Here is a 16,977-nt window from a genome sequence, read left to right on the forward strand (position 1 = left end):
ATGAGCCTTAATTTGACGGGCGAAGCGCAATCCCCCAAGGGAAGCGCCCCACTTTGATGGATTTGATGGCTTCGCGCGCGGCTACGTCGATGACGGTCACATCACCCGAGACGCCATTGGTGGTGAAAAGCCGGCTATGATCCTGAGAAAAGGCCATGTGCCAGACGCGGCGCCCGACGAGGATGTAGTCCTCGACCTCATAGGTTTCGGCATTGACCACAGCAACGTGGTTGGAGGGACCAAGGGCTACGAAGACGGTCTTTTCGTCGGGGGTGAATTCAAAGCCGACGGGTTGCACCAGATCTGAGTTCACTCCGGTAATTTCGAACCGGATCTTCGCCTTTTCCGTTTGCGTCGTGACATCAAACACGCTGACGGTACCGCCGATTTCGGCACTGACCCAAAGCTCATTGGTGGCCTTGGTGAATTCGGCATGTCGCGGTCGGCTGTCGACCAGCGTGTTTGCAAAGATCGTGTTGGTCGATGTGTCGATCCAATGCGCCATATTGGTGGTTTCTGATGTCGTCACGACGATCTTGCCATCCGGCGAAACGCCCATGCCTTCCGGCTCGATCCCGACATTGATCTGGGCGACAACTGTCCGTGTCTCGGTATCAACAACGGTCGTGACTGCGTCATCCTCATTCGCGATGTAAAGATGACGGTCGTCGGGGTGCAGCACGAATTGTTCCGGGTCTTCGCCCGACGGCAGATCATGAAGGATTTCGCCCGAGACTGGATCCATCACCTGCACGGCATCGCTGTCAGAGGCGCAGATATAGACCTTTGAAAAATCTTTGGAAAAAGTGATGCCACGGGGGCGTTCTCCGGTTGGGAGCGTGCGAATGACTTCGAGACTGGTCGCGTCGATCACGCTGATCGTGTCGTCCTTTTCATTCGTGACCCAAAGCTCTTCGGCCATAGCTGGAAAGGATACCACTAAGAGCAGCAGGCCAAAGGTCGTGGCGCGGCTAATCATTCGTCAAACTCCGTGCAGGCACTTTCAGGCTGGTCGAGGCCCAGACTGTCCATGTCATTGCGCTGATGCAAAAAGGCGGGCAGGGGGGGCATGGCGACAAGAGCGCGGTCGTTGACGACGGCGATGGGTTGACGCAGTTGCCCATTCCAGCTGCGAAAACTGAGAGCGCGCCCCTTGAATCCGTCGAGGGTGAATTCGGGGCCAAGCATATAGGCGCGCAAAGCAGCCGGATCGGCGCTGTTGGTGCGCGTCACCGCCTCTCCGATTGCCCGGATGGCGGCCCATGCGGCATAGTCTTGCCCGCGCATGTTGCGATGCGCGTGGTCTTCGAACCGGTTTTGCAGTTGCACCGCGCCCCAGGCTTCGATGACTGGCGCCCATGCTTCGGGATGGAGACCTTCGGTTCCTGCAACGGGGCGCGGCAACCATGTGTTATGTTCAATGTAGCGCCCGAAATCGTCGGTTGGGTCGGCCACAAGGACGACATCGTGATCAGGGAAGTCCTGCATGAAACGCGGAATTTCCTGCCCGGTGGATTCGCGCAGGTCGGTGTCGAATGTCCATTCCTTTTCCGCCACGATTTCTATTCCGAACTTCTGGGCGGAACGGTTTAGCGTTTGGGCAAAGGCACGGTCAGACTCGGACGGGCCTGTGATCATGACCAGCCGGGTCCACTGCTTTGCCAATAGCGTTTGCATCAGGGCGTCAGTGCGGGCCGCATCTTCGGGGATCGTGTGAAGGAGGTTTGCACGGCAGGCTTCAGACCGCAGCCGCGCCTCTCCCGATACAACATTGAACAAGAGCGCACCTTGGGCTTCGGGCATGTCAGCGATGGCAAGAACGGAGTCGGCTGGGGCGTCGATCAGGATAAGCTGCGCGTCACCAAGGGCCGTCAGGGCGGCTGATGACAGATCTCCGTCTGGTGGGACGGTGACGAAGGACAGTGAATAAAGATGGCCCAAGAACTGTCCTGTTGTCGAGTTGTCCTTCAGGGCGATCTCGGCGCCAGCGATGCCAAGGTCTTCCGGAATCGGATCCAGATTGGAAAGAACCGGCGGACGTTCCACTTCGGCCCTAAGATAGACGATGGGTATCGCGACCTCTGCCCGCGCGCGATCCGCCGGAAACCCCGCAAATGCAGCGACCGTCGCCAAGACAAGCAACCGAACCATTCTCTCCTCCGCTTTGGTCACAATCGGACGTTGGGCGGTGGCGGGAAATACGACCATGGTCTGACGCCGTGTGGTTGCGACTTGCACCATGGTCGAATGGCTGGACCGCCGCTACGCAGCTATCCCTGTTTGTGAACAGGATGGAGGAGAGCCCTGATGACCCGTTTTCGCAAGAACGAGCTGGTCCGTTCGGTGATTGGCCTTGGTGTTGTGGCCGCTTTGGCATGGGGTGGCTTGGCCAATGCCCATGGGGATGTTGCCCCACAGCCCGTGAACACTGACGCCTTGCCAGAGGTTGGTGAGGAATGGCTGACCGAAAACCCCTACCGCGCCGAAGCAGCCGGAGATGAGGTCTGGTGGCAGGCCGTCGTTGTTGGCGACTCTGGCTACAACCAGAACTGTGCGCGATGCCACGGTCTGGGCGTTGTTTCGGGCGGTCTTGCCCCCGACCTTCGGTTCCTTGAGGCGGAAGAGTACGGCGACGAGTGGTTCATCGAACGGTTCCAGCATGGCTACACCCAAGACGGCACCACCAAGATGCCAGCTTTTGGAGAGATCCTCGGTCAGAAAGCTGCCTGGGCGATCCGCACCTATGTCGAAACGCGCCCCGAGGATGGCGCACTTGATTCCCATGCCGTGCGTCTTGGCGCGATCCGGGACGACCTGGCCGCAGGTGGTGGCGATGAGGCGGCCCTGAAAACCGAACTGATGGAAATTGCAGGGCAGATCGTAACGGCCTCTGGCGCACCGAAAGCGGACAGCGTCGCTTTGCGGGCCGCCCTTGCCCTTGACGGGTCAGGCGAAGCGAAGCGCAAGGCTGCGGAAATGCTGACCATCGGTCTTTCGGCGGCGCATTGACCATGCTGCGGATGCTGGCCCTTTTGCTGTGCCTTTCTCCGGGTTTGGTCCACGCCCGTTGCGAAGGTGTGACGCCAGGCCAGCGTCCGCAGAACACCAGCGCGCAGGATGTTGGGCAAACCCTTGACCAGATCATCGAGCGCGGTTGGATCGAATTTGCCGTTTACGAGGATTTTCCACCCTATAGCTGGGAGGTTGCCGGAAAACCGAAAGGAATCGACATAGGCATTGGCGAAATCATCGCCCAGAGCCTTGGTGTCGCGCCTCGTTTTCGCTTTGTGCAATCCGGTGAAACGCTGGACGCAGATCTTTTGAACTACGTCTGGAAGGGGGCAACGATTGGTGGGCATGTGTCAAATGTCATGCTGCGCGTCCCCTATAACAGCGAATATACTTGTCGCGTCGAACAGGTTGTTTTCACAGGTCAATATGCCGATGAGAAAATCGGTATCGCTTGGTCACGGCAGGCCTACCCGGATGCAGAGGGCATGATCGCCGATGCGGATGGCCGAGTTGAGGGTGCGCCGGTTCCTGCCTTCTTTCGATTTGATACGGTCGCTGTTGAAAACGACTCGATTGCCGACTTTTACCTGACCAGTCTTCCGGGGGGCGGTCTTGCCGACAAGATCCAGCGTTTCCCGACAATGTCCGATGCCATGACGGCGGTAAAGTCAGGCGCGGTTATGGCGGCTATGGGGCCGGTGACGCAGCTTCAATCCGAGGCCGACGAAACTGTTGGCGTCCACAGCCCGCCTATGCCCGGGTTCGCCGCAGGTCGATGGACCTTGGGGCTTGCGGTGCACATGCAACATCGTGATCTTGGTTATGCTGTTGATGACGCCATTTCCGCAGCCTTGGCCGATGGCCGGATCAAGGCTCTCTATTCAGACTACGGTGCGGATTTTCTACCGCCTGACCGTTGACCTACGACTTATGTTCCATAGCGGGGCGGTGCGACGCGCCCTAAGCTGCCTTTCCAAAGGGAGAAATCACCGATGCAGATGTCCGATAGCCGTGAGATCAAGGCCAGCCCGAAAGCGGTCTGGGAGGCGATCTTGAACCCAGAGGTCTTGAAGGAGTGCATCCCGGGATGCACCGAAGTGACCGGCAGCCCGTCAGAGGGTTTTGAGGCGACGGTGACCCAAAAGATCGGCCCGGTGAAGGCCACTTTCAAAGGCGCGGTCAGCCTTTCGAATATCGTTGAAGGCAAGACGGTCACCCTTTCCGGTGAGGGCAAAGGCGGTCCAGCGGGATTTGCCAAGGGCGGTGCTGTTGTTTCACTGGAGCCGATCCCCAACGGCACCAAACTGACTTACGATGTCGAGGCTTCGGTTGGTGGCAAGCTTGCCCAGCTCGGCAGCCGTATCATTGATGGTGTGGCCAAGAAGATGGCCGATGAGTTTTTCACGCGTTTCCAGGAGACGGTCGAAGGGCCGGCTCAGGAAAGTGAAAGTGATGTTCAAGAATCTGTTGCTGTAACCCCGGAAGCTGGGGAAGGTGAAAAGAAAAAAGGCTGGTTCAAGCGTCTGCTGGGCTGAGCTTTCAAACGTACCGACGGAAATTCCAAGGGAGGAACCCATGACGAAAGTCTCGATGACCGTGAACGGCAAAGCCGTCTCGGCCGAAGCGGAAGGGCGGACGCTTCTTGTCCAATACCTGCGCGAAGGGCTGGGGCTGACTGGCACCCATGTGGGCTGCGACACCTCGCAATGCGGAGCCTGCGTGGTTCATGTCAATGGCAAGGCCGTCAAGTCCTGCACCGTGTTTGCGGCCGATCTGGAAGGCGCGGAAGTTCGCACGATCGAAGGCATGGCGAATGCAGACGGCAGCCTTGGCACCGTTCAGCAGGCCTTTCAGGATCACCATGGGCTTCAGTGCGGATTCTGCACCCCGGGCATGGTGATGTCTTCGGCTGCCCTGTTGGCCGAGAATCCAAAGCCAACCGAAGCGGATGTGCGCCATTATTTGGAAGGCAACATCTGCCGTTGCACAGGCTACCACAACATCGTCAAGGCAGTCCTCGCCGCTTCTGGCCAGGATGTGTCGTCCGTCGCTGCGGAATAAGGGGAGGGATCCATGCCGAAAGATACCGGGATTGGCGCGTCCTCTAAGCGCCGCGAAGACGTCCGTTTCCTGACCGGAAAAGGGCTTTATACCGATGACGTTAGCCTGCACGCGCAGGCCCATGCCGTGATGGTGCGGTCAAACGTGGCCCATGGCACGATCAAGTCGATTGATACGACGACCGCCTCCGGAATGCCCGGCGTTCTGGCCGTGTTCACCGGCGAAGATTTTGCCGCCGTTGGCGGTAACCCGGCAGGTTGGTTGATCAACAGCCGCGATGGCACACCGATGCGCGAACCAAAGCGCCCGGTGCTGGCCCATGGCAAGGTGCGCCATGTGGGCGACGCCTATGCCGCTGTGGTTGCAGAGACCTATCAGCAGGCCAAGGATGCCGCCGAGCAATTGGCTGCCGACACCGATATCGAAGAGCTGCCCGCCATCGTCGATATGAAGGCGGCATTGGCAGATGCCTCGAACCGCGTTCATGACGAAATCCCGGATAACCTTTGCTTTGACTGGGGTTGGATCGAGGACAACCGCGCGGCGACCGATGCCGCGATGAAAGCCGCGCCGCATGTCGTGACGCTGGAACTGACCAACAACCGTCTGGTTCCGAATGCGATGGAGCCGCGCGCCTCAATTGGCGAGTACAACACCGGCACCGGCGACTATAAGCTGACCACGACCAGCCAGAACCCACACCTGACCCGCCTTCTGGTCGCGGCTTTCGTGATGGGAATTCCGGAAAACAAGCTGACTGTCGTGGCCCCCGATGTGGGTGGCGGCTTCGGGTCCAAGATCTACCACTACGGCGAAGAAGCGCTGGTTCTGGCTGCTGCGAAAAAGCTGGGTCGTCCTGTGCGCTGGACCGCAGAGCGTACGGAAAGCTTCTTGTCCGATGCCCATGGCCGCGACCATGTCACCAAGATCGAACTGGGCTGCACCAAGGACGGCCAGATCCTTGCGATCCGGACCGAAACCCATGCCAATGTGGGCGCGTATCTGTCGAACTTCTCGACCGCGACGCCGACCTTCCTGCATGGCACGCTGATGGCTGGCCCCTACAAGGTGCCGAATGTCTATGTGAACGTGAAGGCTGTCTTCACCAACACCGCGCCGGTCGATGCCTATCGCGGAGCGGGCCGCCCCGAGGCGACCTACAGCCTTGAGCGCGTGATCGACAAGATGTGCCGCGAGCTGAACCTTGATCCGTTCGAGGTGCGCCGCAAGAACCTGCTGACGCCGGACCAGTTCCCTTACACCACCCCGGTTGGGCTGGTTTACGACACTGGCAACTATCAGGCGACGCTCGACAAAGCGATGGAGTTGGGCGACGTGTCGGGCTTTGCCGCCCGTGTTGCTGCCTCCAAGGCCAAGGGTAAGCTGCGTGGTATGGGGCTTTCGACCTGGATCGAAGCCTGCGGTATCGCGCCGTCGAACCTTGTTGGCATCCTTGGCAGCCGCGTCGGCCTTTATGACGCTGCAACCGTGCGTGTGAACGCCACCGGCAATATCAGCGTCATGACCGGGGCCCACAGCCATGGTCAGGGCCATGAAACCGTCTTTGCCCAGATCGTTGCCGAACGTCTTGGCATCGACGAAAAGTCGGTCGAGATCGTGCATGGCGATACGTCGAAGATCCCCTTCGGCATGGGCTCTTATGGCTCGCGCTCGCTGGCGGTCTGCGGATCGGCGATGAACAAGGCGGTGGACAAGATCATCGCCAAGGGCAAGAAGATCGCCGCTCACATGCTGGAAGCATCCGAGGACGACATCACGTTCGAGGACGGCAAGTTCAGTGTGGCTGGCACCGACAAGGCCAAGACCTTTGGCGAAATCGCCTTCTCGGCCTATGTCCCGCACAACTATCCGCTGGAAACATTGGAGCCGGGGCTGGAAGAAACCGCCTTCTATGATCCGGGCAACTTTACCTATCCGGCTGGCGCCTATATCTGCGAGGTGGAGGTTGATCCCGATACCGGCAAGGTCGATGTCGTCAAGTTCACTGCGGCCGATGACTTTGGCAATGTCATGAACCCAATGATCGTGGAAGGTCAGGTTCATGGTGGTGTGGGGCAGGGAATCGGACAGGCGCTGTGCGAAAACACCAGCTATGACGAGAACGGCCAGCTTCTGACTGGTTCGTTCATGGACTATGCGATGCCGCGTGCGGATGACGTACCGTTCTACACGGTCGACCATTCCTGCTCGACACCATGCACGCACAACCCATTGGGCGTGAAAGGCTGTGGTGAGGCAGGTGCCATCGGTTCCCCGCCTGCGGTGGTGAACGCGGTCATCGACGCGCTGCAGCGTGGCGGCATCAGCCATGTTACCCATATCGACATGCCGGTTTCGCCGGGCCGTGTCTGGGCAGCGATCAACGGTTAATCGGAGGGAGAGACCATGCATAATTTTGAGTTCGTCAAACCCTCGTCGATTGCCGAGGCGACCAAGGCCTTAGCTTCCGACGGCGCTCAGGCGCTGTCGGGCGGCCAGACATTGCTGCCCACGATGAAACAGCGCCTTGCCGCGCCGGAGGTTCTGGTCAGCCTGACCGGGATCGCCGAAATGCAGGGTGTCTGCATGGGTGAAGGCGGTCTGCATATCGGGGCGGCCACGCCGCATGCCGTGGTGGCAAAGGAAGCGGCCGGTTCCTATCCGGCGCTTGCCGCGCTTGCCGGTGGGATCGGAGACCCGGCAGTGCGCAACCGTGGCACCATTGGCGGGTCGATCGCCAATAACGACCCGGCGGCCTGCTATCCGTCGGCGGTGTTGGCTTCTGGCGCAACGGTTGTGACCAACAAGCGCAAGATCGCGGCAGATGACTATTTCCAAGGGCTTTTCACGACGGCCTTGGAAGAGGGTGAGTTCATCACCAGCGTCATCTTCCCGGTCCCGCAGAAAGCGGCCTATGTGAAGTTCAACCAGCCCGCTAGCCGGTTTGCGCTGACCGGGGTCTTCGTTGCCAAGCACGCCGGTGGCGTCCGGGTGGCCGTGACGGGGGCGTCGAATGAAGGCGTGTTCCGCTGGACCGAAGCAGAAACCGTTCTTTCTGCCGATTTTTCGGCCTCGGCCATTTCTGGGCTGAAGGTCGATGCCAGCAACATGATCAGTGATCTGCACGGATCGGCGGCTTACCGCGCCAATCTGGTCAAGGTGCTGACCGGGCGCGCCGTATCGGCCGCACGCTGAGCAAAGGTTGCAGATGAGCTTGTGTCCGGCCCTGACGGGCCGGACATTCCTGTTTTAAGTAGAGAAGGGGGCTCTGCCCCCTTTTCGCATCTTGGCCGCGCCAAGATGCTGACTCCCGGGATATTTCCGCCAAGATATAGGGGGTCAGCGCCAGAGCGGGTTTGACCAGGCACGTTTTCCAGCCGCGTCAATGACGGAAACGCGGACCCAAGGGCTGTTGTTCAGGCGGGCCAGCGGGATTTCGGTTTTCGTCATGGAATGACCGTGCACGCCTTTTGCGCCAGTGCCTTGACCAATGGCGATGGCGGACGTGACCGCAGAACTTTCGACGATGATCTTATCTCCTCTTAAGATGACGTCGTGCAGCAGCGGGCCTTGGGTAGAGTAGAAGTCACCGCGCTTTAGCGCCGCAAGGAGGGCTGCGGGGGTGTTTTCCGTTGCCTTAAGCATGACCCATCCGCCAAAGTGGTCGGGTTCCGAAAAATGTGCGTCGTCGGTCGCGATGAGAGAGAGGTGACGGCCCTCGGTTAAAAGAAGATCGGCGATGCTGAAACCGTCAGGACGGTCGCATCCCATGGCGCATCCGTGATTGTAGATTTCGACCGCATGGGCAGCTGTTATCCTTCGCGCGTCTGAAAGTGTTAGACCCGACCATTGCGGGTGGGCAATGGCGACAAAGGCGCCTGCGTCCACCGCCCGCTGAGCCAATTCGGAGGCGGTTTCCTGATCTGGCACAGGTCGGAAATCGGGTGAGTTTGATGGCGCGAAGTCATCGGGGAGGCCGACGGCCAAGAGATGCCAGAGTTCGCCATTTTCCATCGCGCCAGAGTGAAGTTCGGCCCCGAGAATCGTCGTAAAACCTTCGCCGCGGAAGGGACGCGTGTCCGCAATCGGAAAGTTGTAGCAACCCAAGAAATGATCGGTGAGGGCGAGGAAATCATATCCCTCGGCGCGATATCGTCGGCACACCTCCTCGGGACTTAGAACGCCGTCAGACAGGGTAGAGTGGGTGTGCAGATTACCGCGCCAGAAACGACCCGGTGAAGTGAAAGCGGAAGGGCGCATGACGGTCCTTTGATGTGAGGGGCCACGGGATTTTACCCGAGACCCCTTAAGAGGTCCGTCCGTTTTGCGACGTCGCTCAGCCGAGGGTCACCAAGGCATGGCGTTTTTTGCCGGCCGTCAACTTGACCGGTTCCGCCAGATCGCCCGCCCCAAGTCGAAGGCCCGCATCGGTGACGATCTCATCGTTCATCTTTGCGCCGCCTTCGGAAATCAGACGTTTTGCATCCTTTCCCGAGGCAGCCAAACCGGCACGAACGAAAAGCTGTACGATCCCAAGACCGTCAGCCAATTCCTCAGGTGCGATATTGACCGTTGGCAGATCATCTCCGATTCCGCCTTTTTCAAAGACTTCACGGGCAGTCGCTTCGGCGGCAGCGGCGGCTTCGGCGCCATGCAGAAGTGTGGTGACCTCGTTGGCGAGGATCACCTTTGCCGCATTAATTTCGGCACCTTCAAGGGCGCCCAACCGTTCGCATTCCTCGATGGGAAGTTCCGTATAAAGTTTGAGGAAGCGACCAACATCGGCGTCGGTCGTGTTCCGCCAGAACTGCCAGAATTCATAGGGCGAATACATGTCACCGTTCAGCCAGACAGCACCGGACTGACTTTTGCCCATCTTTTTCCCATCGGACGTGGTCAAAAGCGGAGAAGTCAGGCCATAGACCTCGTGGTCGATCACGCGACGGGTCAGATCGACGCCGTTGACGATATTTCCCCACTGGTCCGAACCGCCCATTTGCACGAGGCAACCGTAACGGCGGTTCAGTTCGAGGAAATCGTAGGCCTGCAGGATCATGTAGTTGAATTCGAGGAAGGACAGGGATTGTTCCCGGTCCAGACGTGATTTCACCGACTCGAAGCTGAGCATCCGGTTGACGCTGAAATGGCGGCCGATATCGCGCAGGAAGCCGATGTAATTCAGGCTGTCCAGCCATTCGGCATTGTTTACCATGATCGCATCGTTCGGGCCTTCGCCAAAGGAAACGTAAGGCGAGAAGGCCCGCTTGATGCCAGCGATATTGGCATCGATCTGGTCATTGGTTAGCAGCGGGCGCTCATCAGCCCGGAAAGACGGATCGCCGATCTTGGTCGTGCCGCCGCCCATCAGGACAATCGGCTTGCCGCCGCATTTTTGCAGCCAGCGCAGCATCATGATCTGGATAAGGCTGCCAACGTGCAACGACTTGGCCGTTGCGTCAAAGCCGATATAGCCGGGAACCACACCTTTCAGAAACGCTTCGTCCAACGCCTGATAGTCCGTGCAATCGGCTAGAAAGCCACGGGTCATCATCACGCGCATGAAGTCTGATTTCGGGTGGTAGGTCATAGCGGCCTCGTGTCATAGAATGGTGGCGGTATAGCGGGATGGTGGGGGCTTGGAAAGATGCTGAAGGCAGGTCCGGTCTGGGCGTTGGGAACGATGTCGGGCACGTCGCTTGACGGCGTGGATGCCGCAATGGTGCTGACCGATGGAACCAGTATTCTGGAATTTGGCCCATGCGCCTATCGAGCGTATTCAAGGGCTGAACAGGAAATCATCAGGGTGGCCTTTGGAGCATGGCCCGGAGAGCCACCGGTTGCCGAGGCGGCTGAGGTCGTCGAACTTGCCCATGCCGAGGTGCTATCACGCTTTTCGGGGGCCGAGGTTGTGGGGTTCCACGGCCAGACTTTGGCCCATGACCCGCGTGGAAAAGGCACGCACCAAACGGGGAACGGCGCCCTTTTGGCCGAGGCTTTGGGTGTGCCGGTAGTCTGGGATTTTCGCAGCAACGATGTCGCCATGGGTGGGCAAGGCGCGCCGCTTGCGCCCTTTTTTCACTTTGCATGCGCGAAATGGGCTGGACTGACCATGCCAGTCGCATTCCTGAACCTTGGTGGGGTGGGTAACCTGACGTGGGTTGATCCAAGGCAGCCCGTGCCGGAATCTCCGGGCGCGTTGCTTGCTTTTGATACGGGGCCAGCGAATGCACCCATCAACGACTTGCTGCTTATGCGACAGGGCCTTACCTTTGATGAAGGGGGGAAACTGGCAGAGACCGGCAAGGTGGACGAAGAGATCGTCGAGGCGTTTCTTCGGCATCCCTATTTTTTCAAGATGCCGCCGAAATCTTTGGATCGGAATGAGTTCACGAGAATTCTGGATGTCGTGGAAGGTTTGTCGGACGCCGACGCAACAGCCACCTTGGTTGCCATTGCGGCAGCGGCCGTGGCGCGTGGTGCCGAACATTTCCCGGCACCGATTCAGCAGTTGTTCGTGTGTGGTGGCGGACGTCACAATGCCGCGATGATGGAGCAGTTGGCCGCGCGGTTGTCCTTTGAAGTTCAACCTGTCGAGGCAATCGGGCTTAGTGGGGATATGCTGGAAGCACAGGCCTTCGCTTATCTCGCCGTTCGTGTGATGCGGGGGCTGCCGACAAGCGGGCCGTCAACGACCGGAGTTTCGGCAAGCATCGGCGGCGGCCAGATCAGCCGACCTTAGTTCTCTAAGTGGCGGGCGGCCTCTTTCTGTGCCCATGGCTTCAGCACCTGACCGGGGCCTTCCAGAAAAGACCGCGTTCTTGCGGCGTCGTGTTTTGACAGGTCGCGCAACCACCATGCGACGGCTTTCTGAATGAACCAGTCCTTGTCCGAGGCCAGATCGGCTGCCCAGCCCAAGACGCGTTCTCTGATTTCCAGTTCTTGCGGTTTTGGGAAATTCTTTTTGGCATAGGGCAGGGTTACGACCAAAGCCGCCCGACGCGTCCACATTCGGGCGTTTGAGACGAAGGGTTCAACGTCCTCAATCCGCGCAGCGTTTGCTTCAAGACGGCGTCTTCCAACATCGCAGGCATGGTCGGCGATGGCCCAGGCGTCGAAATCTGGCACCCAAGACAAGAACAATTCCCAGACGTTCTGGTCTGGCGTGATGCGCGCCTGAGTCAGAAGTTTTGCTGCGGCAATGCGCGCTTCGTGAATGTTGGTGTCCCAAAGGTCGCGGGACAAATCTACTCTGGCCGAAAGGTCGAGCGCGGATCGCCAGCCATTGGCAAGATCTGTGATCTCCGGAACAGAAACCCCAAGGTATTCACGCGGTGCTTTGTGATAGGAGGCCATCTCCTTGGCCTTCCCGGGGTCTCCGAGTGCTCGGAGTGATGTCAGGGCTTCGTCGGGCGTCATTCAGAAGTCCTCAGGTTGGCGTCAATTCCAGTGGGAAGACCGTCTATCGAAGTGCGATTTCGCTCGTCCCAATAAGAGGCAAGGCCGGAAGCACCCTTTTGAATGGCCCAATCCCGCAATACCGGGCGTTCGCGGGCTGCGTCCATGAAGGGGACAGCAAATCCGCATGAGGTTTGCACCAAATCGACCGACATATCGAAGAACTGACGAGCGCCTGGCAAATCTGGTAAAAGAGCAGCCACCATGGGCCAGTCTGCATCTGTCTTGTGCAGGCAGCGAGCGGTGCCATAGGCGCGCAAGATCAACGGGCGAGCGCCGAAGCTGCACCACATGATTGTCATGCGCGCATCCTGCTGCAAATGCGCGGCGGTTTCATTTCCCGATCCGGTCACGTTCAGCCAGATCAGTTGACGCGGCCCCAAGATGCGCAGACTGTCCATGCCTTTTGGAGAAAGGTTGATGTGGGATTCCGGGGCTGAAGTTGCGACAAAGAAGATCGGCTGTTCAGAGACGAATGACCGCTGATCATCTGAGAAACTGTCGAACGGCTTCGCCATTATTCGACAGTAACCGATTTCGCCAAGTTGCGCGGTTGATCGACATCTGTGCCTTTGGCAATTGCCGTATGATAGGCAAGCAACTGCGCTGGAACTGAATAGAGGATTGGCGCAAAAGCCGCGGGCACTGTGGGCAGGGAAATTGTCTTCCAGCACCCTTGGCCCGCCTCGGCGATACCTGCGGCATCCGACAGAAGAAGGACTTTGCCATTGCGGGCCATAACTTCTTGCATGTTGGAAACCGTCTTGTCGAACAGACCGTCCCTTGGCGCAAGAACGATGACCGGAACACGATTGTCAATCAATGCAATCGGGCCATGTTTCAGCTCACCCGATGCATAACCTTCGGCGTGGATGTAGCTGATTTCTTTCAGTTTAAGAGCGCCTTCCAGTGCCAATGGGAACATTGCCCCACGGCCAAGGAACAGCACGTCCTGTGCCTCGCTCAGATCTTCGGCCACATCGCGGATGGCGTCGGACAGTTGCAGGGCGTGGTTCATCAAACCCGGAAGAGACGTAATTGCCTCCAGGTGCTCCGCCACCTGTGCGTCGGTCAAGTTGCCTTTGTCGCGGCCCGCTTTCAATGCCATCAGCGCCAGAACCGTCAACTGGCAGGTAAAAGCTTTGGTAGAGGCCACGCCAACTTCGACCCCGGCATGAATCGGCAGGGAAAGGTCAGACTCTCGTGCGATCGACGATGTGGGAACGTTTACGACAGAAACAACCTTTGTGACCTTTTCCGAAACGTGACGAAGAGCGGCCAGCGTGTCTGCGGTTTCCCCGGACTGGCTGACAAAAATCGCCATCGAAGCCGGCGAAAGAACGGGGTCGCGGTAGCGGAACTCTGACGCAATGTCGATTTCGGCGGGAATTCCAGCGATCTGTTCGAACCAGTATTTTGCGACATGGCAGGCGTAGGATGCTGTTCCGCAGGCCACCATCATTACCCGGTCGATGGATTTGAAATTCAACGCCTCGGGTAGGTTCAAGCGCCCAGCCGGGGCATAGTGTTTCAACGCATCGGCGATGACCGCTGGTTGTTCGGCAATTTCCTTGGCCATGAAATGCTTGTAGCCCGCCTTTTCCACGCGGGTAGCATCCACCTGAATTCGGGTTTCCGGGCGATTGGCACGGCGGTCGGCCACGTCAAAAATCTCGGCCCCTTTACGCGTAATGACGGCCCAATCGCCTTCTTCCAGATATGTGATGCGGTCCGTCATCGGAGCCAAGGCAATAGCGTCAGAGCCAACGAACATTTCGCCGTCGCCATGGCCGATTGCCAACGGGCTGCCCTTGCGCGCGCAGATCAGCAGATCTTCTTCGCCGTCAAAGAGAAAACACAAGGCAAATGCGCCGTGGAGTCGCTTGAGCGTGACGCGGGCGGCGTCTACTGGGGATGCTCCTCCGTTCATCGCCTGTTGCATCAAAAGGGCGATGGTTTCGGTGTCGGTTTGGCTTTCTTGCGTGTATCCAGCCTCGGCAAGTTCTTCGCGCAGTTCGCGGAAGTTCTCGATAATGCCATTATGAACCACGGCGACCGGCCCAGCCTTGTGGGGGTGAGCGTTGACAACAGTCGGGCCGCCATGGGTGGCCCAACGGGTGTGGCCGATACCGGCTTTTCCCGCCAAGGGTTCGTGCACCAGCAGGTCGGACAAATTCACCAGCTTCCCAATGGCGCGGCGGCGGTCCAGTTTGCCATTGTGAACTGTCGCAATCCCGGCGCTGTCATAACCGCGGTATTCCAGACGTTTCAGCGCCTCGACCATCTGGGGGGCGACTTCGTGATTGCCCAAGACACCAATAATTCCGCACATATTATTTGCCCTTCTTGGCCTTTATCGCCCGAAGGCGTTCAAGTAGCTTCGTCGCAAGCCCTGCTTTGACGATCTGTTCTGCGCGGGCAATGGCGACTGCCTCGGCGGGAACATCTTCCGTGATGACCGAACCACTTGCCGTCAAGGCACCGTCGCCGATTTTGACTGGGGCGACCAACATCGTGTCGGATCCGATAAAGGCCCGCTTCCCGATGGTGGTCCGATGCTTCATGACGCCGTCATAGTTACAGGTCACCGTGCCGGCACCGATATTCGTGTGCTCGCCGATGTCGGCATCGCCGATATAGGTCAGGTGCCCGACCTTGACGCCTTCGTCGAGAATGGCGTTCTTGATTTCCACAAAATTGCCGACATGGACGTCTTCGGCCAACTCAGCCCCAGGTCGCAAACGGGCAAAGGGACCAACGGTCGCCCCGCGGCTGATATGGCAACCTTCAAGATGACAGAAAGCCCGAATTTCGGCACCAGATTCAATGGTAACACCCGGGCCGAAGACAACGTTGGGCCCGATGATCGCATCACGACCGACGACAGTGTCGATGGCGAAAAAGACCGTATCGGGCGCTGTCAGCGTTACACCGTTTTCCAACGCTTCCGCGCGGGCGCGCTTTTGAAACTCCCTTTCAGCGTCAGCAAGTTGCGCGCGCGTATTCACGCCCATTGTCTCGGCTTCGGGGCAAAGGACGATGCCAGAAGACAGCCCGCGTGATCTTGCGATCTGAACGATATCTGTCAGGTAATATTCGCTAGCCGCGTTATTCGGCTCGACGGCTGAAACCAGGTCGAACAGTGCTTTGGCATCGGCGCAAATTACACCAGAATTACAGAGTGTTACGGCGCGTTCTGCATCTGATGCGTCCTTGAATTCGACGATCTTTTCCAGCGTGTCGCCGCTTGCAATCAGCCTGCCATAACGCCCCGGGTCTGCCGCATGGAAGCCAAGAACGACAATTGCGTGCTTCTTGCGTGCCACGTGCATGGCGGCAAGGGTTTCGGGGCGAATGAACGGCGTGTCGCCGTAAAGAATGATCACGTCTCCACTTGCGTCCGCCAGCAAAGGTGCTGCCTGAGCAACTGCGTGGGCTGTGCCCTTTTGCTCGTCCTGAACAACAATCACGGCACCTTCATCAAAGGCTTTTGCAGCTTTGCCCACTTGCTCTGCACCATGTCCGACCACCACGACGGTCCGGTCAGGAGAGAGGCTTTGGCCCGCAAGCATCGCGTGGTGAAGCAGCGGGCTGGCTGCAACGTGGTGCAAGACTTTGGGCATGTCCGAATTCATGCGAGTGCCCATGCCCGCAGCCAGAATTACCAGTGAAACTGACATACTGCCCCTTTCCTTATCGTTGCGCCCGTTTTACCCCGTAAAGACCGGGCCGCAAGGGGTGGCCGCCTCACGCAAGGTGACAGAAATGAAAACTGTGGTCTTTGATCTTGATGGCACCCTCGCCGATACGAGTGCTGATCTGCTGGCCGCGGCGAATGCCTGCTTTCGCGGGCTTGGTCATGGAGACCTTTTGGGGGCAGGCGACTCGTTGACTGCCTTTCATGGTGGCCGTGCCATGCTGAAGCTTGGGTTTTCGCGTTTGGACCAGCATTGGTCCGAGGCGGATGTTGATACGCAATATCCCATTCTGTTGCAGGCTTATGCCGATGCCTTGGATGTGCATACACGGCTTTATCCGGGCGCGGTCGAGGCCGTGGAGGCGTTGCGGGAAGATGGTTTCCGCGTTTCCATTTGCACGAACAAGCCTGTGGGACTTGCAGAGACCCTGACAGAGCGGCTTGGAATTCGGAAACTGTTCGGTGCGTTGATCGGGGCGGATACCTTGCCAACCCGTAAACCGGATGCCGCGCCTTATATCGCTGCAGTCGAAAGGTGTGGGGGATCTGTTTCGCGATCCATGTTGATCGGTGATACGGACACTGATCGGAAAACCGGCTTGGCAGTCGGTGTACCTGTGGTTTTGGTGACCTTTGGTCCGGAAGGCAGAGGGGTCGAGCGGTTGCGCCCGGAGGCCTTGCTGGACCATTTCGACGAATTGCCCGAAATGGCCCGCCAGATGTTGGCCGACTGAATCTGGTTTTCCGAGTTT

At 58.6% G+C, this 16,977-nt stretch carries 16 protein-coding genes; 8 read left to right on the top strand and 8 right to left on the bottom strand.

Annotated elements, in window-relative coordinates; genetic code table 11:
• Positions 1-7: 7 nt before the first annotated feature.
• Together ACSBLW_RS02680 and ACSBLW_RS02685 are read right to left on the bottom strand one after the other, a co-directional pair.
• Positions 8-979 (bottom strand): YVTN family beta-propeller repeat protein, encoded by a 972-nt coding sequence (locus tag ACSBLW_RS02680; RefSeq protein ID WP_435258699.1) that lies wholly within the window; start codon positions 977-979, stop codon positions 8-10.
• Positions 976-2,151 (bottom strand): ABC transporter substrate-binding protein, encoded by a 1,176-nt coding sequence (locus ACSBLW_RS02685; protein ID WP_435258700.1) that lies wholly within the window; start codon positions 2,149-2,151, stop codon positions 976-978. Before ACSBLW_RS02685 ends, ACSBLW_RS02680 begins: the two co-directional genes overlap by 4 nt.
• A gap of 156 nt (positions 2,152-2,307) precedes the next feature.
• Between ACSBLW_RS02685 and pedF the strand changes: the two genes are divergently transcribed.
• The 6 genes from pedF (at position 2,308) to ACSBLW_RS02715 (ending at position 8,268) form a co-directional block, all read left to right on the top strand.
• On the top strand, positions 2,308-3,009 hold the full coding sequence (gene pedF / locus ACSBLW_RS02690) for a cytochrome c-550 PedF (RefSeq protein WP_435258701.1): 702 nt from the start codon (positions 2,308-2,310) through the stop codon (positions 3,007-3,009).
• Between the two features lie 11 nt (positions 3,010-3,020).
• Positions 3,021-3,932 carry a substrate-binding periplasmic protein gene (locus ACSBLW_RS02695; protein ID WP_435258702.1) on the top strand — a complete coding sequence of 304 codons (912 nt, stop codon included), beginning with the start codon at positions 3,021-3,023 and terminating at the stop codon, positions 3,930-3,932.
• Positions 3,933-4,004: 72 nt separating this feature from the next.
• Positions 4,005-4,547: a CoxG family protein gene (locus ACSBLW_RS02700; RefSeq protein ID WP_435258703.1), complete on the top strand. Its 543-nt coding sequence runs from the start codon at positions 4,005-4,007 to the stop codon at positions 4,545-4,547.
• A gap of 40 nt (positions 4,548-4,587) precedes the next feature.
• Positions 4,588-5,073 (top strand): (2Fe-2S)-binding protein, encoded by a 486-nt coding sequence (locus ACSBLW_RS02705; protein WP_435258704.1) that lies wholly within the window; start codon positions 4,588-4,590, stop codon positions 5,071-5,073.
• Between the two features lie 12 nt (positions 5,074-5,085).
• Positions 5,086-7,464: a xanthine dehydrogenase family protein molybdopterin-binding subunit gene (locus ACSBLW_RS02710; protein WP_435258705.1), complete on the top strand. Its 2,379-nt coding sequence runs from the start codon at positions 5,086-5,088 to the stop codon at positions 7,462-7,464.
• 15 nt (positions 7,465-7,479) lie between these two features.
• On the top strand, positions 7,480-8,268 hold the full coding sequence (locus ACSBLW_RS02715) for an FAD binding domain-containing protein (protein ID WP_435258706.1): 789 nt from the start codon (positions 7,480-7,482) through the stop codon (positions 8,266-8,268).
• Positions 8,269-8,412: 144 nt separating this feature from the next.
• On the opposite strand, the gene ACSBLW_RS02720 is transcribed toward ACSBLW_RS02715, so the two are convergent.
• Positions 8,413-9,333 carry a PHP domain-containing protein gene (locus ACSBLW_RS02720; RefSeq protein ID WP_435258707.1) on the bottom strand — a complete coding sequence of 307 codons (921 nt, stop codon included), beginning with the start codon at positions 9,331-9,333 and terminating at the stop codon, positions 8,413-8,415.
• A gap of 76 nt (positions 9,334-9,409) precedes the next feature.
• On the bottom strand, positions 9,410-10,660 hold the full coding sequence (gene tyrS / locus ACSBLW_RS02725; RefSeq protein ID WP_435258708.1) for a tyrosine--tRNA ligase: 1,251 nt from the start codon (positions 10,658-10,660) through the stop codon (positions 9,410-9,412).
• A gap of 57 nt (positions 10,661-10,717) precedes the next feature.
• Here tyrS and ACSBLW_RS02730 point away from each other — a divergent pair, with 57 nt between their 5' ends.
• The gene (locus ACSBLW_RS02730; RefSeq protein WP_435258709.1) at positions 10,718-11,812 is read left to right on the top strand and encodes an anhydro-N-acetylmuramic acid kinase; all 1,095 of its coding nucleotides are present in this window, start codon (positions 10,718-10,720) and stop codon (positions 11,810-11,812) included.
• Here the strand turns inward: ACSBLW_RS02730 and ACSBLW_RS02735 are convergent.
• The 4 genes from ACSBLW_RS02735 to glmU are packed head-to-tail and all read right to left on the bottom strand — an operon-like array spanning position 11,809 to position 16,208.
• Entirely contained in the window at positions 11,809-12,489 is a 681-nt protein-coding gene (locus tag ACSBLW_RS02735) for a DNA alkylation repair protein (protein WP_435258710.1), read from the bottom strand. The two genes, ACSBLW_RS02730 and ACSBLW_RS02735, sit on opposite strands and share 4 nt — an antisense overlap.
• Positions 12,486-13,046 carry a pyridoxamine 5'-phosphate oxidase family protein gene (locus ACSBLW_RS02740; RefSeq protein WP_435258711.1) on the bottom strand — a complete coding sequence of 187 codons (561 nt, stop codon included), beginning with the start codon at positions 13,044-13,046 and terminating at the stop codon, positions 12,486-12,488. Before ACSBLW_RS02740 ends, ACSBLW_RS02735 begins: the two co-directional genes overlap by 4 nt.
• Positions 13,046-14,860 carry a glutamine--fructose-6-phosphate transaminase (isomerizing) gene (gene glmS, locus ACSBLW_RS02745; RefSeq protein ID WP_435258712.1) on the bottom strand — a complete coding sequence of 605 codons (1,815 nt, stop codon included), beginning with the start codon at positions 14,858-14,860 and terminating at the stop codon, positions 13,046-13,048. Before glmS ends, ACSBLW_RS02740 begins: the two co-directional genes overlap by 1 nt.
• Before the next feature lies 1 nt (position 14,861).
• Positions 14,862-16,208, bottom strand: a complete 1,347-nt coding sequence (gene glmU, locus ACSBLW_RS02750) for a bifunctional UDP-N-acetylglucosamine diphosphorylase/glucosamine-1-phosphate N-acetyltransferase GlmU (RefSeq protein ID WP_435258713.1) — start codon at positions 16,206-16,208, stop codon at positions 14,862-14,864.
• An 85-nt stretch (positions 16,209-16,293) separates the two neighbouring features.
• Here glmU and ACSBLW_RS02755 point away from each other — a divergent pair, with 85 nt between their 5' ends.
• Positions 16,294-16,959, top strand: a complete 666-nt coding sequence (locus tag ACSBLW_RS02755; protein ID WP_435258714.1) for an HAD-IA family hydrolase — start codon at positions 16,294-16,296, stop codon at positions 16,957-16,959.
• Positions 16,960-16,977: the final 18 nt, after the last annotated feature.

The sequence above is a fragment of the Thioclava sp. FR2 genome (assembly GCF_051200875.1).
Taxonomy (GTDB): Bacteria; Pseudomonadota; Alphaproteobacteria; order Rhodobacterales; family Rhodobacteraceae; genus Pseudotabrizicola.

What these genes read in the sequence shown, in the direction of transcription:
- ACSBLW_RS02680 (WP_435258699.1), bottom strand. Translation starts at nt 979, where the DNA reads ATGATTAGCCGCGCCACGACCTTTGGCCTGCTGCTCTTAGTGGTATCC.
- ACSBLW_RS02685 (WP_435258700.1), bottom strand. Translation starts at nt 2,151, where the DNA reads ATGGTTCGGTTGCTTGTCTTGGCGACGGTCGCTGCATTTGCGGGGTTT.
- pedF (WP_435258701.1), top strand. Translation starts at nt 2,308, where the DNA reads ATGACCCGTTTTCGCAAGAACGAGCTGGTCCGTTCGGTGATTGGCCTT.
- ACSBLW_RS02695 (WP_435258702.1), top strand. Translation starts at nt 3,021, where the DNA reads ATGCTGGCCCTTTTGCTGTGCCTTTCTCCGGGTTTGGTCCACGCCCGT.
- ACSBLW_RS02700 (WP_435258703.1), top strand. Translation starts at nt 4,005, where the DNA reads ATGCAGATGTCCGATAGCCGTGAGATCAAGGCCAGCCCGAAAGCGGTC.
- ACSBLW_RS02705 (WP_435258704.1), top strand. Translation starts at nt 4,588, where the DNA reads ATGACGAAAGTCTCGATGACCGTGAACGGCAAAGCCGTCTCGGCCGAA.
- ACSBLW_RS02710 (WP_435258705.1), top strand. Translation starts at nt 5,086, where the DNA reads ATGCCGAAAGATACCGGGATTGGCGCGTCCTCTAAGCGCCGCGAAGAC.
- ACSBLW_RS02715 (WP_435258706.1), top strand. Translation starts at nt 7,480, where the DNA reads ATGCATAATTTTGAGTTCGTCAAACCCTCGTCGATTGCCGAGGCGACC.
- ACSBLW_RS02720 (WP_435258707.1), bottom strand. Translation starts at nt 9,333, where the DNA reads ATGCGCCCTTCCGCTTTCACTTCACCGGGTCGTTTCTGGCGCGGTAAT.
- tyrS (WP_435258708.1), bottom strand. Translation starts at nt 10,660, where the DNA reads ATGACCTACCACCCGAAATCAGACTTCATGCGCGTGATGATGACCCGT.
- ACSBLW_RS02730 (WP_435258709.1), top strand. Translation starts at nt 10,718, where the DNA reads ATGCTGAAGGCAGGTCCGGTCTGGGCGTTGGGAACGATGTCGGGCACG.
- ACSBLW_RS02735 (WP_435258710.1), bottom strand. Translation starts at nt 12,489, where the DNA reads ATGACGCCCGACGAAGCCCTGACATCACTCCGAGCACTCGGAGACCCC.
- ACSBLW_RS02740 (WP_435258711.1), bottom strand. Translation starts at nt 13,046, where the DNA reads ATGGCGAAGCCGTTCGACAGTTTCTCAGATGATCAGCGGTCATTCGTC.
- glmS (WP_435258712.1), bottom strand. Translation starts at nt 14,860, where the DNA reads ATGTGCGGAATTATTGGTGTCTTGGGCAATCACGAAGTCGCCCCCCAG.
- glmU (WP_435258713.1), bottom strand. Translation starts at nt 16,208, where the DNA reads ATGTCAGTTTCACTGGTAATTCTGGCTGCGGGCATGGGCACTCGCATG.
- ACSBLW_RS02755 (WP_435258714.1), top strand. Translation starts at nt 16,294, where the DNA reads ATGAAAACTGTGGTCTTTGATCTTGATGGCACCCTCGCCGATACGAGT.